Source organism: Streptomyces sp. NPDC048254, assembly GCF_043201895.1.
Lineage (GTDB): Bacteria > Actinomycetota > Actinomycetes > Streptomycetales > Streptomycetaceae > Streptomyces.
In genome coordinates this window covers 149,552-164,539 of record NZ_JBICZJ010000001.1, presented here as the reverse complement: position 1 = coordinate 164,539, position 14,988 = coordinate 149,552, and the positions used below count along the sequence as shown (strand labels likewise).

16 protein-coding genes are annotated in these 14,988 nt (G+C 69.6%); 4 read left to right on the top strand and 12 right to left on the bottom strand.

Going from position 1 to position 14,988, the window contains the following annotated elements:
- Window positions 1–146: 146 nt before the first annotated feature.
- Window positions 147–605 carry a type II toxin-antitoxin system PemK/MazF family toxin gene (locus ACGFZQ_RS00710; protein ID WP_393838547.1) on the top strand — a complete coding sequence of 153 codons (459 nt, stop codon included), beginning with the start codon at window positions 147–149 and terminating at the stop codon, window positions 603–605.
- Window positions 606–608: 3 nt separating this feature from the next.
- Here ACGFZQ_RS00710 and ACGFZQ_RS00705 read toward each other — a convergent pair whose 3' ends face one another.
- The 9 genes from ACGFZQ_RS00705 to clpS all read right to left on the bottom strand — a co-directional run bounded on the left by ACGFZQ_RS00705 (window position 609) and on the right by clpS (window position 8,378).
- Window positions 609–1,112: a hypothetical protein gene (locus ACGFZQ_RS00705; protein ID WP_393838546.1), complete on the bottom strand. Its 504-nt coding sequence runs from the start codon at window positions 1,110–1,112 to the stop codon at window positions 609–611.
- 123 nt (window positions 1,113–1,235) lie between these two features.
- The gene (locus tag ACGFZQ_RS00700; protein ID WP_393838545.1) at window positions 1,236–3,299 is read right to left on the bottom strand and encodes a putative Ig domain-containing protein; all 2,064 of its coding nucleotides are present in this window, start codon (window positions 3,297–3,299) and stop codon (window positions 1,236–1,238) included.
- Between the two features lie 247 nt (window positions 3,300–3,546).
- The gene (locus ACGFZQ_RS00695; protein ID WP_351701218.1) at window positions 3,547–4,497 is read right to left on the bottom strand and encodes a cysteine synthase; all 951 of its coding nucleotides are present in this window, start codon (window positions 4,495–4,497) and stop codon (window positions 3,547–3,549) included.
- A 7-nt stretch (window positions 4,498–4,504) separates the two neighbouring features.
- Window positions 4,505–4,783, bottom strand: coding sequence for a MoaD/ThiS family protein (locus ACGFZQ_RS00690; protein WP_351701220.1), 279 nt, complete (start codon window positions 4,781–4,783; stop codon window positions 4,505–4,507).
- 87 nt (window positions 4,784–4,870) lie between these two features.
- Window positions 4,871–4,966, bottom strand: a complete 96-nt coding sequence (locus ACGFZQ_RS00685) for a putative leader peptide (protein WP_393838544.1) — start codon at window positions 4,964–4,966, stop codon at window positions 4,871–4,873.
- 94 nt (window positions 4,967–5,060) lie between these two features.
- Complete coding sequence (locus ACGFZQ_RS00680; protein WP_393838543.1) at window positions 5,061–5,483, bottom strand: Mov34/MPN/PAD-1 family protein; 423 nt, start codon at window positions 5,481–5,483, stop codon at window positions 5,061–5,063.
- A gap of 133 nt (window positions 5,484–5,616) precedes the next feature.
- The gene (locus ACGFZQ_RS00675) at window positions 5,617–7,056 is read right to left on the bottom strand and encodes an amino acid permease (RefSeq protein WP_393838542.1); all 1,440 of its coding nucleotides are present in this window, start codon (window positions 7,054–7,056) and stop codon (window positions 5,617–5,619) included.
- Between the two features lie 331 nt (window positions 7,057–7,387).
- Complete coding sequence (locus ACGFZQ_RS00670) at window positions 7,388–7,993, bottom strand: DUF2017 domain-containing protein (RefSeq protein WP_351748266.1); 606 nt, start codon at window positions 7,991–7,993, stop codon at window positions 7,388–7,390.
- A 67-nt stretch (window positions 7,994–8,060) separates the two neighbouring features.
- A complete protein-coding gene (gene clpS / locus ACGFZQ_RS00665; protein ID WP_351701234.1) occupies window positions 8,061–8,378 on the bottom strand; it encodes an ATP-dependent Clp protease adapter ClpS in 318 nt (105 codons plus the stop codon).
- Window positions 8,379–8,516: 138 nt separating this feature from the next.
- Here clpS and ACGFZQ_RS00660 point away from each other — a divergent pair, with 138 nt between their 5' ends.
- Together ACGFZQ_RS00660 and ACGFZQ_RS00655 are read left to right on the top strand one after the other, a co-directional pair.
- Window positions 8,517–9,863, top strand: coding sequence for a nicotinate phosphoribosyltransferase (locus ACGFZQ_RS00660; RefSeq protein ID WP_393838541.1), 1,347 nt, complete (start codon window positions 8,517–8,519; stop codon window positions 9,861–9,863).
- A 148-nt stretch (window positions 9,864–10,011) separates the two neighbouring features.
- Window positions 10,012–10,596 (top strand): isochorismatase family protein, encoded by a 585-nt coding sequence (locus tag ACGFZQ_RS00655; RefSeq protein WP_351748262.1) that lies wholly within the window; start codon window positions 10,012–10,014, stop codon window positions 10,594–10,596.
- A 35-nt stretch (window positions 10,597–10,631) separates the two neighbouring features.
- Here ACGFZQ_RS00655 and ACGFZQ_RS00650 read toward each other — a convergent pair whose 3' ends face one another.
- A complete protein-coding gene (locus ACGFZQ_RS00650; protein WP_351748261.1) occupies window positions 10,632–10,964 on the bottom strand; it encodes a hypothetical protein in 333 nt (110 codons plus the stop codon).
- Window positions 10,965–11,085: 121 nt separating this feature from the next.
- The gene (locus tag ACGFZQ_RS00645) at window positions 11,086–13,434 is read right to left on the bottom strand and encodes an immune inhibitor A domain-containing protein (protein WP_393838540.1); all 2,349 of its coding nucleotides are present in this window, start codon (window positions 13,432–13,434) and stop codon (window positions 11,086–11,088) included.
- Between the two features lie 422 nt (window positions 13,435–13,856).
- On the opposite strand from ACGFZQ_RS00645, the gene ACGFZQ_RS00640 reads away from it, so the two are divergent.
- Window positions 13,857–14,150: a hypothetical protein gene (locus ACGFZQ_RS00640; protein ID WP_351748257.1), complete on the top strand. Its 294-nt coding sequence runs from the start codon at window positions 13,857–13,859 to the stop codon at window positions 14,148–14,150.
- A 73-nt stretch (window positions 14,151–14,223) separates the two neighbouring features.
- Here ACGFZQ_RS00640 and ACGFZQ_RS00635 read toward each other — a convergent pair whose 3' ends face one another.
- Window positions 14,224–14,925 carry an RDD family protein gene (locus ACGFZQ_RS00635; protein WP_393838539.1) on the bottom strand — a complete coding sequence of 234 codons (702 nt, stop codon included), beginning with the start codon at window positions 14,923–14,925 and terminating at the stop codon, window positions 14,224–14,226.
- Window positions 14,926–14,988 lie beyond the last annotated feature (63 nt).

Genomic DNA, 14,988 nt, shown 5'->3' with positions numbered 1-14,988 from the left:
GTAAGGCGCAAAAGGGCCGGTCGCTCCTCCGCCAGGGGCCGTTGTGGGCGAACTCACCTGTGCTGTCACCGGTTCGGCTGGACCAGGGGCGCGTAAGGATCGCGCAAGGGCGCGCGTCGATTATCTCGCGCCGGTAACGTCGTCGTATGGACACGTCATGGTGGCTCGCGCTCGCGGCAGTCGTCCTGCTGGCGCTGGTCGCCACGCTCGTGGACGGGTGGGGCCGGGGGCACCGTCCGCGCGGGCACCGCACCCGCCCGCCGGGGTATCCGCGCGGCCCGCGCGTGCAGGCGGGCCGGCCCCATCCGGGGGACATCTGGTGGGCCAACGTGCCCTACGAGGACGGCCCGGGCACCAAGGACCGGCCCTGTCTGGTGCTGGCGGTGCGCGGCAACCGGGCGACCGTCGCCAAGATCACCAGCAAGTACCACGACGAGCGGGCCGGGGTGATCCCGCTGCCGCCGGGCGCGGTCGGGGACACCCAGGGCCGGCCGAGCTTCCTGGAGACGGACGAGCTGCGCGAGGTCTCGGTGTGGGAGTTCCGGCGCCGGGTGGGCGTGGTCGACCCGGTGCTGTGGGACCAGGTGCGGCACCTGGCCCCCTGAGGGTCACTTCACCCTTACGGTGACCTGCCATTCCTGGATGCCCTTGCAGGAGACCTCGCCGGGCGCGGTGGGCTCGGCGCACAGCGGGCGGGACGAGGTGAGGGTGACGGTGCCGGAGGCCACGGCGGTGTAGGCGGCGGAGGCGTCCCCGGGCTGGAGGACGATCCCGGCGTTGGTGGCCCGCAGCGCGGAGCCGCTCACCGTGACCGCCTTCCAGGGTCGTTGCCGGGTGCCGTCGAGGGTGAGCCGGAGCTGCCCTCCGACCGCCACGCAGACCGTGTCGCGGTTGTCGGCGGCGGTGAGTTCGGAGGTCAGGGGCGTGCAAGCGCCGGAGGAGCCGCTCGCACCGGGGCTCGTGGCGGGGCTCGTACCGGGGCTGGAGGGGGACGGCGAGGGGGACACCGCGCCGCTGCCCTTGTCGGTGCTCCCGCTCTGCGAACCGCAGCCCGCCAGCAGGAGGAGGGTCGCCGCGGCGAGCGACGCGCGGTGGACCGTCGTACGGCGCATGGGGTGTCCGCCTTTCCGTGGGGGATCGGAACCCTTGGTGCCGATGTGACGTATTCCCCGGACATACGGATCCCGCCCCCGGACGGCTTCCGGGGGCGGGATCCGGTCACTCGACGGGCGGGGTCAGCTGGTCGTGACGGCGGTGTCGTCGACGACGAAGCTGGTCTGCAGGGAGGAGTCCTCGACACCGCTGAACTTCAGGGTGACGGTCGAGCCCGCGTACGACGACAGGTCGAAGGACTTCTGGGTGTAGCCGGTGGCGGCGTTGAGGTTCGAGTACGTCGCCAGGGTGGTCGAACCGGCGGTCACCGTCAGCTTGTCGTACTGGGTGCTGGTGGTGGTCTCGGCGGTGTCGACGTGCAGGTAGAAGGTGAAGGTCGCCTTGCAGCCGGACGGGACGGTCACCGACTGGGAGAGCGTGTCGGTGTGGGTGGAGCCGTAGCCGTCGAGCCAGGCCTTGTAGGAGCCGGCGTGCGCCGCCTCGCCGGTGTCGTTGGTGATGACCCCGCTGGAGGCGGTCCAGGTGGTGTTGCCCGACTCGAAGCCGGGGTTGCCGAGCAGCTGGGCGGAGGTGCAGGTGCCGCCGCCGCTGGTGCTGACGGTCCAAGTGAAGGAGGCGGAGCCGGAGGCGCCGGTGGAGTCGGTCGCGGTGACGGTGGCGCTGTAGGTGCCCGCGGTGGACGCCGTGCCGGAGATCAGGCCGGTGGAGCTGGAGATGGACAGGCCGGTGGGCAGGCCGCTGGCGCTGTAGGTGAGGGTCGCGCCCGCGCTGTCGGAGGCCGAGATCTGCAGGCTGACCGAGCTGCCGGTGACGGTGGACTGGCTGCCGGGGTTGGTGACGGTCACCGTGTTGCCGGTGCTGGTGCCGGAGGTGAAGGCGGCGGTGCCGTTGGGGGTGCCCCAGCCGGTCGGGCCGTCGTAGCCGGTGCCGGCGGTGCAGAAGTACGACGTCGAGCAGGAGCCGTTGTTGCCGCTGGTGACGTCGTACAGGTTGCCGGTGTGGGAGTACGGGTACTTCGCCGGGTAGTCGCTCGAACCCGGGGTGCCCGCGAGGGCGTAGACGCCGGCGATGATCGGCGAGGAGGCACTGGTACCGCCGTAGACGGCCCAGCCGGAGCCGCCGTAGGTGTCGTAGACCGCCACGCCGGTGGCCGGGTCGGCGACCGCGGAGACGTCGGACTCCATGCGCTTGGTGCAGCCGGTGTCGGTCTGCCAGCTCGGCTTGGCGTCGTAGGCGGAGCAGCCGGAGCCGGTGCCTTCCGAGGAGCTGGTCTTCCACACGGACTCGGTCCAGCCGCGGGTGCTGGAGGAGGTGGAGAGCGCGGTGCCGCCGACGGCGGTCACGTACTGGGAGGTCGCCGGGTACTCGGCGCCGTAGTCCTCGTCACCGGAGGAGACGGTGATCGCGACACCCGGGTGCTTGAAGTAGGAGGTGTCCTCGCTGGTCTGCGAGGAGGACTCGGAGCCGCCCCAGCTGTTGGAGACGAACTTGGCGCCGAGCGTGACGGCTTCGTTCTCGGCGGTGCCGAGGTCGGAGTCGGTGGCGGAGTTGGCCTCGACGAGGATGATGTTGCAGTTGGGGCAGACCGCGCTGACCATGTCGATGTCGAGCGCTTCCTCACCGGCCCAGCCGGAGTCGTTCGACGGCAGCGAGGTCGTCGAACCGGTCTGACTGACCTGCTTGAAGCAGCCGTTGGCGACGGTGCACGCGGACAGGCCGTAGGTGGAGCGGTAAGTGGCGAGGTCGGAGGCCGCGTTGGGGTCGTTGTAGGCGTCGACCACGGCAACGGTCAGGCCGGAGCCGCCCGTTGAGGGCAGGTTGTAGGCGCTGTGCAGGTTCGAGGGGCTCAGGCCGGAGGGGGCGGCGGCGAGCGCGGAGGCCAGCTGCTGCTTGATGTCGGTCCGGCGCTGCGCGAAGCAGGAGACCTGGCCGGCCTTGGTGGCGGTGGCGCACAGGTGCTTGGTGGGCACCTTCTGGCCGGCCTTGCCGGTGCTGTGCACGGCCTGGCGGGCGGGGTCGGTGAGGGCCTTGGCGTTCTGGGTGACCTTGGTGGTGGCGTGGGGTGTCACGGCCGCGGGCTGGGCGGCCCCGGCGGTGGGTGCCGCGACGAATCCGGAGACGGCGAGGGCTAGGGCGGGGAAGGCGACGGCCAGGAGTCTTCGCAGGCTCCGTCGTGATTCACGCATGGGGGTACTGCCTCCATCGGTGGGGTTACAGGCAGGCCCGTGACGCGCGTAGCGGCGGCAGAGTGCGCGCAGTCATGAGCATGACACTCCGAACACCCTGCGATGCCGACGTGCATGGCATGAACAGGACGGAGGAGAAGCTAGTCGGGTTCGGTCGGGCCCGGTCCCCCCGGAGGAAGATCTTTGCTCCGGCATGGACAGCGCTTAGCCCCCTCATTGGAGGGGGTTGGCGCGTCCATGATGAGCGCTATGCCCAGAGCTGACCCTGGAGGGTCTCGATGGCTTCCTCGGTCGTGGCGGCCGTGTAGACCCCGGTCGACAGGTACTTCCAGCCGCCGTCGGCGACGACGAACACGATGTCGGCGCTCTCGCCGGCCTGTACGGCCTTCCTGCCGACGCCGATCGCGGCGTGCAGCGCGGCGCCGGTGGAGACGCCCGCGAAGATGCCCTCCTGCTGGAGGAGTTCCCGGGTCCGGGTCACGGCGTCCGCCGAGCCCACCGAGTAGCGGGTGGTGAGCACGGAGGCGTCGTACAGCTCGGGTACGAAGCCCTCGTCGAGGTTCCTGAGCCCGTACACGAGGTCGTCGTACCGGGGTTCGGCGGCGACGATCTTCACGTCCGGCTTCTGCTCGCGCAGATACCGGCCGACGCCCATGAGGGTGCCGGTGGTGCCGAGTCCGGCGACGAAGTGCGTGACGGAGGGGAGGTCGGCGAGGATCTCCGGGCCGGTCGTCGCGTAGTGCGCCCCCGCGTTGTCCGGGTTGCCGTACTGGTAGAGCATCACCCAGTCCGGGTGCTCGGCGGCGATCTCCTTGGCCACCCGCACGGCGGTGTTGGACCCGCCGGCGGCCGGGCTGGAGATGATCTCCGCGCCCCACATGCCCAGCAGGTCCCGGCGCTCCTGCGAGGTGTTCTCGGGCATCACGCAGACCATGCGGTAGCCCTTGAGCTTCGCCGCCATGGCGAGGGAGATGCCGGTGTTGCCGGAGGTCGGCTCCAGGATGGTGCAGCCCGGGGTGAGCCGGCCGTCCTTCTCGGCCTGCTCGATCATGTGCAGGGCGGGACGGTCCTTGACCGAGCCGGTCGGGTTGCGGTCCTCCAGCTTGGCCCAGATCCGGACGTCGGCGGACGGCGAGAGCCGCGGCAGGCGCACCAGGGGGGTGTTGCCGACCGCGGCCAACGGGGAGTCGTAGCGCATGCCGATCTCAGGCCATGCCGCCGGCGACCGCCGGCAGGATCGTCACGGTGTCGCCGTCGGTCAGCTTGGTCTCGATGCCGTCGACGAAACGGACGTCCTCGTCGTTCAGGTACACGTTGACGAAGCGGCGCAGCTTGCCGTCGTCCACGATGCGGGCGTGGATGCCGGCGTGCCGGGTCTCGAGGTCGTTGAAGAGGTCGGCGATGGTCTCACCGCTGCCCTCCACCGCCTTCTGACCGTCGGTGTACTGGCGGAGGATGGTCGGGATGCGGACCTCGATGGCCATGGTTGCGGGCTCCTGTCGGAAAGTCTGGGTGGTTGGGCGCGCACAGCAGCACGCCGCGGCTCATGGCCGTACGGCGGCAGGGAAACGTCAACAGATGGCGCTGTTCATCCTGCACAGGTCGACGTGCAGCCGCGCCACGAGCAGGGTGCCCGCCGCCTTGTCGCTCACGTCGTAGGAAACCATGGGGTCATCGTATCGATTCCCGGTGCGTGTTCCGGAGTGTGATCCCGGATGCTGGACGGATTCTGACCGCACTTTGAGATAGAAGAAAACCGGGTCAGTACGTCTCGACGATCCGGATCTCCTCCTCCGTGACCTCGCCCTCCACGATGCGGAAGGAGCGGAACTGGAAGTCGCCGCCGCCGTCCGTGTCGGCTGTCGAGACCAGGACGTAGTGGGCGCCGGGCTCGTTCGCGTAGCTGATGTCCGTCCGGGACGGGTACGCCTCCGTCGCCGTGTGGGAGTGGTAGACGACCACCGGCTCCTCGTCACGGTCGTCCATCTCGCGGTAGAGCCTGAGGAGGTCGCCGGAGTCGAACTCGTAGAACGTCGGGGACATCGCCGCGTTCAGCATCGGGATGAACCGCTCGGGCCGGTCCGAGCCCGCCGCCCCCGCGACGACGCCGCACGCCTCGTCGGGGTGGTCCTTGCGCGCGTGGGCGACGATCTGGTCGACGAGGGCCTGGGTGATGGTCAGCATGTCGGCCAGGATAAGCAGAGGGCCACCCCGTACCGAAGGCTGGTACGGGGCGGCCCATATGCCGGACGCCCTGAGCGGCTGCCGCGGGGGGCACCACGAGTGCTCCCTGCGACGGGACGTCCTCGGGGGTTGGTCAGCTCGCCTTCTCCAGCGGCGCCGGCTCGCGCCGCTCGGCGATCTCCGGGTTGCGGGACTTGAGGACCAGCCAGCCGATGCCGAGCGCGGCGGCCCAGCCGGCCATCACGTACAGGCAGACCCGGGAGTCGCCGTCGTACGCGATCAGGCAGGTCACGAAGAGCAGGAAGGCGATGGCGATCCAGCTGCACGCCGCCCCGCCCGGCGCCGGGAAGGAGGACGCCGGCAGCCGGCCGGCGTCGACCGCGCGGCGGTAGAGGACGTGGCTGATCAGGATCATCAGCCAGGTCCAGATGCCGGCCGCGGTGGCGACGGAGGTGACGTAGCCGAACGCCTTCTCCGGGACGACGTAGTTGAGGACCACGCCGATGCCCATGAAGACCACCGAGACGGCGACACCGAGCGCCGGGGTCTTCGACGCGGACAGCTTCCGGAACGCGGCCGGGGCCTCGCCGCTGTCGGCCAGGTTCCGCAGCATCCGGCCCGTGGAGTACATGCCGGAGTTGCAGGAGGACAGCGCGGCGGTCAGGACGACGAAGTTGACGATGCCGGCGCCGGCCGGGATGCCGATCTTCGCGAAGGCCGCGACGAACGGGGAGACGCCCGGGGCGAACTCGGTCCACTTGACGACACACAGGATGACGGTGAGCGCGCCGACGTAGAACAGCGCGATGCGCCAGGGGAGCGTGTTGATCGCCTTGGGGAGGGTCTTCTCCGGGTTCTCGGACTCGCCGGCGGTGACGCCGACCAGCTCGACCGCGAGGTAGGCGAACATGACGCCCTGGAGGGTCATCAGGGAGGAGCCGACGCCCTTGGGGAAGAAGCCGTCGAACTGGTAGAGGTTCGCGACCGAGGCCGTGTCACCGGCGCTGCTGAAGCCGAAGGTGAGCACGCCGAGACCGATCACGATCATGCCGATCAGGGCGGTGACCTTGACCATGGAGAACCAGAACTCCAGCTCTCCGAAGACCTTCACGGAGATCAGGTTGACCCCGAAGAGGATCACCAGGAAGACCAGCGCGGTCACCCACTGGGGGATGGACGGGAACCAGTAGTTGACGTAGATCGCGGCGGCCGTCAGTTCGGCCATGCCGGTGACGACCCACATCAGCCAGTACGTCCAGCCGGTGAAGTAGCCGAAGAACGGGCCGAGGAACTCCCGGGAGTACTCGGCGAAGGAGCCGGAGACCGGGCGGTACAGGAGCAGCTCGCCGAGCGCCCGCATGATGAAGAAGATGATGCCGCCCGCGAGGGCGTACATGAGGATGAGGCTGGGGCCGGCCTTGGCGATGTTCGCCCCGGCACCCAGGAAGAGGCCGACGCCGATGGCGCCGCCGATGGCGATCATCTGGACCTGGCGGCTGCCGAGTCCGCGCTCGTACCCCTCTTCCGAGGCTTCGGAGGACTGCTCCGACGTGTCGACCTGAGCGGAGGTCATGTGTGGTGTGCGCCTTTCTCCATGCCGACCCGGGCCTCTGGTCGGCCGCGGATCGGGTTTCGATCCCCCCGGATTGCTGGAGTGGTGCCTGGCCGACGATGGTCGGCTCGGTGGCGCACCCGGACGGACACATGGGTGGTGTCGCCGGGCGGTCGTGAAGATTTATCACGGCCGCAATATTGATCACCGGGTTCCACCGAGAGGGATTGTGGCGCACACCACTGGAAGAACCGGACAAAGTGCGGCCGAAAAGGCCATAACCGGCCGCAACGGTGACTGGATCGTTATCCGGATTTGAGCGCCCTCTGAGCGAACGCGAAATCTGGACGGATTACGACATAAGGGTGGCGACCAGGGTCTCCTGGAGGCCGCCGAGCCACAGATAGGCCATCACCATCGGCTTGCGCGCGTCCTCGTCGGGGAGCCGGTAGAGGAGGTCCGTGTCGTCCTCGTCGGTGATGTCGAGGCGGGAGCCGATGGCGAGGCGCAGGTCGTTGAGGGCGCCGAGCCACTGCCGGGACTCCCCGGGCGCCAGCTTGAGGACCGCGCCGCCCTCCCCCACCGGGGCCAGCGCGTCCAGGGAACGGATCACCGCGAGGGCGCTCTCCCGCTTGCCGGCCCTGAGGTCGTTCTCGGTGTAGCGGCGGAACTCGGCCGAGTGGGCCTGCTGCTCCTCGGCCTCCTGCGTGGAGTCGGGCAGCCGCTCCGGGTCGCCGTAGGCGTCCGGGAAGAGCCGGCGCAGCACCGGGTCGGTGGGCGCCTCGCTCGGGCCTTCGGCGAACAGCTCGGCGAGCGGGTCGTCGGGGGCGTCCTCGGCGGGGCCGGGGCCGATGAGCTCCAGGAGCTGGACGGCCAGCGTCCGGATGATGGAGATCTCGACGTCGTCGAGCGCGACGGCCGCGCCGCCGCCGGGGAGCGGTTCGAAGATTCCTGGCATGGAGAGGGTTCGCTGCTTCCGGTGCTGGTCGAGGAGTCTGACTACGTCCGGTCCGACCGGCGAGGGGTCATTTCCGGTCCTGCTGGAGAGTGGCCCACAGGCCGTAGCCGTGCATCGCCTGTACGTCGCGCTCCATCTCCTCACGGCTGCCGCTGGAGACGACCGCCCGGCCCTTGTGATGGACGTCCAGCATGAGTTTGGTGGCCTTGTCCTTGGGATAGCCGAAGTACGTCTGGAAGACGTACGTCACATAGCTCATGAGGTTGACGGGGTCGTTGTGCACGATCGTCACCCAGGGGACGTCGGGCTCGGGTACGGCGAAGACCTCCTCCGCCGACTCGGTGCGTTCGATCTCTACGGGAGCGGGTGACGTCACATGGCCCATGCTGCCACGCGCCCCACAAATCGTCACACTGACGAGATGGGGGTAGCATCTTCAGCCATGCCGCATACCCCGGGGGACGACCCCCGGACCCCCGGCAAGCCCGGGGTACCCGGAGATTCATAGCGTAGGAGAGCTGTCGTGGATGTAGCGGACCTTGGGCTGCCGGTGGACGTTCCCTCGACGGCGCTCTTCACGGACCAGTACGAACTGACGATGCTGCAGGCCGCGCTCAAAGCCGGTACGGCCGAGCGGCGCAGCGTCTTCGAGGTCTTCACCCGGCGGCTGCCGGAGGGACGCCGCTACGGCGTCGTGGCGGGCACCGGGCGCGTCCTGGACGCGGTGGAGAACTTCCGGTTCGACGCGGACGTCCTCGGCTTCCTGGAGGAACAGGGCATCGTCGACGGCCCGACCCTGAAATGGCTCGCCGGCTACCGCTTCAGCGGTGACGTCTGGGGCTACCCCGAGGGCGAGGTCTACTTCCCCGGCTCGCCGATCCTGCGAGTGGAGGGCTCCTTCGCCGAGTGCGTGCTCCTCGAGACCGTGATCCTCTCCATCCTCAACCACGACTCGGCGATCGCGGCCGCCGCCTCCCGGATGGCCTCGGCCGCGGGCGACCGCCCGCTGATCGAGATGGGCGCCCGACGCACCCACGAGCTGGCCGCCGTCGCCGCCTCCCGCGCCGCCTACGTCGGCGGTTTCGCCACGACCTCCGACCTCGCCGCCGGCTTCCGCTACGGCATCCCCACCGTCGGCACCTCCGCCCACGCCTTCACCCTGCTCCACGACCACGAGCGCGACGCCTTCCGGGCCCAGGTCGACTCGCTCGGCCGGGGGACCACCCTGCTGGTCGACACCTACGACGTGGCCGAGGCGGTCCGTACGGCCGTCGAGGTGGCCGGCCCCGAGCTCGGCGCGGTCCGCATCGACTCCGGCGACCTGCTGCTGGTCGCCCACCGGGTCCGGCAGCAGCTGGACGAGCTGGGCGCGCGGGACACCAGGATCATCGTCACCTCCGACCTCGACGAGTACGCCATCGCCTCGCTGGCCGCGGCGCCCGTGGACGCGTACGGCGTCGGCACCCAGCTGGTGACCGGCTCCGGGCATCCCACCTGCTCCATGGTCTACAAGCTGGTCGCCCGCGCCGGGTCCGCCGATCCGAAGGCACCGCTGGTGTCGGTGGCGAAGAAGTCGACGGGCGGCAAGACGTCCGTGGGCGGCCGCAAGTGGGCGGCGCGGCGGCTGGACGCCGACGGGGTGGCGGAGGCGGAGGTCGTCGGCACCGGGGAGGTGCCGGCCGGCCTGGTCGACCAGCAGCTGCTCGTCGAACTGGTGAAGTCCGGCCAGGTGGTCGCCCGCGAGCCCCTGGATGCGCCCCGCGCACGCCATATGGCGGCCAAGGCCAATCTGCCCCTCTCCGCGACCCAGCTCTCCCGAGGTGAGGCGGTCATTCCGACGGAGTACGTCCAGGGGCGCCCGGGTAGCTAGAGCGGGTGCCCGCGTACGCGCCCCGCGAAGCCCCCTCCCCTACGCCCCCGTAAGTCTCTACGCTCGGAGGTTCAGGCCGGGCCCGCACCCCGTTTTTCCGCGTCTCCCCCCTCGACAGGCCCGCTACCGACTGCGAAGGACACCGACCATGCGCCGCGCCTTGATCGTCGTTGATGTGCAGAACGACTTCTGTGAGGGGGGCAGCCTCGCGGTGGCGGGCGGCGCCGACGTGGCCGCCGCGGTCACGGAGCTGATCGGGCAGGCGCCCGCCGGCTACCGCCACGTGGTGGCGACCCGCGACCACCACATCGCGCCGGGCGGCCACTTCGCGGACAACCCCGACTACGTGCACAGCTGGCCGGCGCACTGCGTGGCCGGCACGGAGGGCGTCGGCTTCCATCCGAACTTCGCCCCGGCGGTCGCCTCCGGCGCGGTGGACGCGGTGTTCAGCAAGGGCGCGTACTCGGCGGCCTACAGCGGCTTCGAGGGCACGGACGAGAACGGGGTCCCGCTGGCCGACTGGCTCCGCGCCCGGGAGATCACCGAGGTGGACGTCGTCGGGATCGCCACGGACCACTGCGTGCGGGCCACCGCGCTGGACGCCGCGAAGGAGGGCTTCCGCACGCAGGTCCTGCTCGACCTGACCGCCGGGGTCGCCGAGGAGACCACCGCCGCGGCGCTCCAGGAACTGCGCGAGGCAGGCGTGGAGCTGACCGGGAAGCCCGTCGTCTGAACCGGCTTCGCACGGTCCGTGAGGGGGCTGGGACGTCAGGCCTGCGCGGCCGGCCGGCGCAGCAGGGCCCGGATCGGATGCCACAGCTCCATCACGGTGACACCGTTGTCAGGGGCCGTTCGCCATATCAGGCCGTCGGGGTGGTGGAGGACGGCGGTGATCTCGTCCGGGGTCGGCGGGGCGGCGTTGCCCCGCAGGTAGACCGCTCGCATGCCCAGGTTCCGGAGCCTGGTCAGGGCGCGGGCGCGGTTCTGGGCGAGGACCAGGACCCGCACCCCGGCGGTGCCCCCGGCAGGGGCGGGGCTGGGCAGGTTCAGTGCCACCACCACGCTGCCGTTCGGCAGCTTGCAGAACCCTCCTGCGGCCATGCGGTCATACCCCCGTACGAGTCGGTGTCAATAAGAAATCCACAGGACGCACCTAAACACGATCGGCGGCGACCCGCCAGGGGGTCGCCGCCGATACGTCTCTGACCTGCGAAGATGCGTGTTACTTCACCGCAGGGCCGACCTGGAGGGAGATCGTCGAGCCGTCTCGGGCCTCCGTGACAATGTTGATCTTCGTGTTGGTGTCAGTGATCTTGACACCGGCGGCCGGGTTCGAGGCGTCGTAGTAGGTGCTCTTGTGGTCGTTGAAGACCGACACCCCGGACGACTGCTTGATCTTGGTCGCCACGTCCGCCTTGTGGAGGGTGATGCCGTCCGTCGCGTAGAGGCTGAACGGCGAGTCGTAGGCCTGGATGCGGTTGCGCATCAGCGTGCCGTCCGACCACTTGAGCGGCGTCGGGTGGGAGTCGATCGGGAGGATCAGACCGGTGCCCGGGTGGACGCTGGTGTTGTCGTCGGCCTCGGAGAGGTCCCACTTCCAGATCAACAGGCCGTTCTGGTACGGGTAGTGCTCCACCCAGTCCGGACGGGTCGTCGAGAAGCCGAAGTTGTACGGGCCGGACTTGAGGGTCTTGTCGTACGACACGTACTGGCGGTTCTCCGCGATGTAGTACTGCGCGTAGTCCTTGGTGAAGGACGCGCCGATGCGGGAGAAGCCGGACGCGGTCCAAGCCGGGTCCGCCGACTCGGCGTTGTCGGAGAAGAGGGCCGAGCCGTCGGCCGTCACCGTGATCTCGTCGGCCGCGAAGCCCTTGAGGGCGACCCCGCCGTCGGTCTGGTAGCGGAAGCGCAGCTGGACCTTCTGGCCCGCGTAGGCGTCCAGCGGGTACGACAGCTTGGTGTACGCGTCGACCGATCCGGTGAGCGCCGGCTTGTCGCTGCCGTCGCGCGGGAGGGCCTCGCCGTTGACCGTGCCGTCCAGGGCGGTCCAGTTGGCGCCGCCGTCGGTGGAGACCTCGGCGTAGAGGTAGTCGTAGCCGGACTCGATGTCGTACCAGCCGTCCAGGCTCAGTGCCGCAGAGGACTTGCCGGTCAGGTCGACCTCACGGGTCAGCGTGTTCTTGAGGTTGTCGCCGCTGCCGCTCCACCACTGGGTCGAGCCCTCGGCCGGGGTGACGACGGTGGTCGTGACCTCCTTGTCGGGCAGCGAGACCACCAGGGCCTGCTTGTCCGCGGTGTTGTACTCGGCGACGCCCAGCTTGTGCGAGGACTTCGTGCCGGCCTTGGCCACGTCGTAGTTGAGCCAGCCGAGCTGGAGCTTGTCCCAGGCGTTCATGTCGCCGGGGAGGTCGCCGATGGCTTCCTTGCCGGTGCCCAGCCAGGAGCCGGAGGACATCAGGGTCCAGAAACCGGTGGAGTTCTCGCCGCCGTTGGTGTCGTACTCGTCCGGCAGGCCGAGGTCGTGGCCGTACTCGTGCGCGTAGACGCCGAGGCCGCCGTTCTCCGGCTGCATGGTGTAGTCGCCGACCCAGATACCGGTGTCGCCGACCTGGGTGCCGCCGAGCTTGTTGTCCGTGGGGCCGGTGGCGCCGGCGTCGGTGCCGAAGGCGTACCAGCGGTGCGCCCAGATGGCGTCGGTGCCCTGGGCGCCGCCGCCCGCGGACTCGTCCTCACCGGCGTGCACGATCTGGAAGTGGTCGACGTAGCCGTCGGGCTCGTTGAAGTTGCCGTCGCCGTCGTAGTCGTAGCGGTCCCACTGGTCGTACTGGGCGAGGTCGGCCTTGATGGCGGCGTCGGACTCGCCGGCCGCCTTCTGGCCGGCGACCCAGGACGTCAGGCCGTCGCGGACCAGGTTCCAGACGCTGGAGCAGGTGGTGGAGCCGCAGGCGTTGTTGCCGTAACGGGCCTCGTTGTAGGGGACCTTGACCCAGTCGGTGACCTCGCCGTCGACCGAGTAGCGGCCCGAGGACTGCTTCTCGTAGTACTTCTTCAGCGACTCGGTGTCCTTGCCGGTGCCGAAGTAGAGGTCCTGGAAGTGGGCCTGGTTGTAGTCCGCCTGCCACGCCGTGGAGTTGTCCTTGGTGCGGTCCGGCTCGGCTATCTGGTTGTGCAGCGGGCCGACCGTGCCGCCGTAGCGGGGGTCCGTCTGGTCGCCGAACTCCACCAGGATCGTGAAGATCTTGTCGGTCTTCTCCCGGCCGAGCTCGACGTACTTGCTGTCGCCCTTCGTGCTCTTGAGCTGGACGACCTTGGAGCCGTCCCGGTCCTTGACCTGGGCCTTGCCGGATATGACCTGGTCGAGGGCCTCCTGCCGCTGGGCTTCCTGGGTCTTGCTCAGCGGGCCGTCGAGGTCGTGCTCGTCCTGCTTCGTCGACGGGTCCTTCCGGTCGACGGTGACGCCGGCCGGCTTCGTCGCGGCCTGGGCGGCCGCGAAGGTGGTGAAGCCCGCGGATGCCGTTGCGAGCGTCACCCCGATGGCGAGCGCTCTCAACGTCCAAGATCTGTTGGTCACTTGAGGTCCTCCCCTGCGCCCGCGCGCACGGAAGGGGGGTCCGGATGCATGGAGGGATCCGTGCGCGCACGATCAACGCGTCGATTCAAGTGACGTCATTTGACTACTGGTTTACGAGAAAAGACAGACCTTGACTTGGACAGTTCAACTGCACTATGCGGAGAGGAAGTTCGCTTTACGGACACCGTGATAAAGCGAGCCCTGACGGACCTCGCTCAACCGGCGCGCATATGCCTCCGGTTGCCGTATGCCATGCGACCGTGCGCCCCCTGTGCACCGGTACCGTGGGTTAGGTCACGCTTACCGGCCGTTCCACTCGGGCATGCACGCGAATAGAGTCGAACGGTGGAACGCACGGAAGCCGGTGGAAAGCAAGGCCGGCTCCCCGTCTCACCCCCACATCTTCCGAGGACACGATTGCCATGCCTCGTCCGACCCCGGCACAGCTCGTCTACGGTTCGTGCACCGTGATCTGCTCGACGCTCGCCATGCTGCTGCTGTCACAGACGAGTTCGGGCATCGGGATCGCGGTCATCGCGCTCGCCGCGCTCGGTCTGGGACTGCTGGTCGCCATGACGGTCCCGCTCCCCGGGCCGCGCACGGTCGCACAGTCCGAGCCCGCCCCGACCGCAAGGCCCGAGGTGCGGATCCCCGTGCACCGGGAGACCGTGGCCGCCGCCACGGCCGAACCCGTCCGGGAGCCCACCGCGCCCTGACGCACGCACACACGAGAAGTCGGCGGGTCCGCGAGACTGACGGACCCGCCGACTGCTTGTGCGCCCCCCGGTATCAGTTCCTCGTACTGACCACGACCGTCTTCGCGGCCTTGTCGTGCAGCCCCTGTTTGTACGGCTTGTCGAAGTAGCTCCAGCCACCGCAGATGATCGTCCACACACAGGCGCAGCAGAAGGCGAACGGCAGCCACAGCACCAGGGCGCGCACCAGCGAGGTCTGGGCGGAGGGCGTGGAGCCGTTGTTCAGGTCGGCGACCCGCATGCCGAGCCACTTCTTGCCGAGGGTCTGCCCGGACTTGGCGGTCAGCAGGGTGTCGTACCCGACGAACAGGACGGCGGCGACCAGCGACTGCGCGAAGGACTTGCCGACCTCCATCTTGTCGCCGTTGACCTCGTACTCGCGCACCCCGAAGGCCCAGGTGAGCAGCCAGACCACGATGAGCACTAGGACCATGTCGATGATCCGGGCGAGGGTGCGCCTGCCGCTGTCGGCGAGCGGCGGCATCCCGGCGAGCGGATCGGTGGGATAGCCACCGGCTCCGCCGTAGGGGCCGCCGCCTCCGCCGTAGGGGCCGCCGCCGCCCGCTCCGTAGGGGCCGCCGCCGTAGGAGGGCGGCGGGGGCTGCGCACCGCCGTACGGGGTGTCGTACGGCGAGCCCGGCCCCTGGCCCGCGCCCGGCTCACCGGACGGGGGCTGCTTCTTGAACGGGTCGTCCTCCGGCGGCTGTCCGGAGCCCGGGGGCGGTTCGGTGCTCATGGCCCGAGTGGACCGCGAAGCGGCCGGGTCCGCATCCGGCGAGCGCCCGTACGGGGTACGACG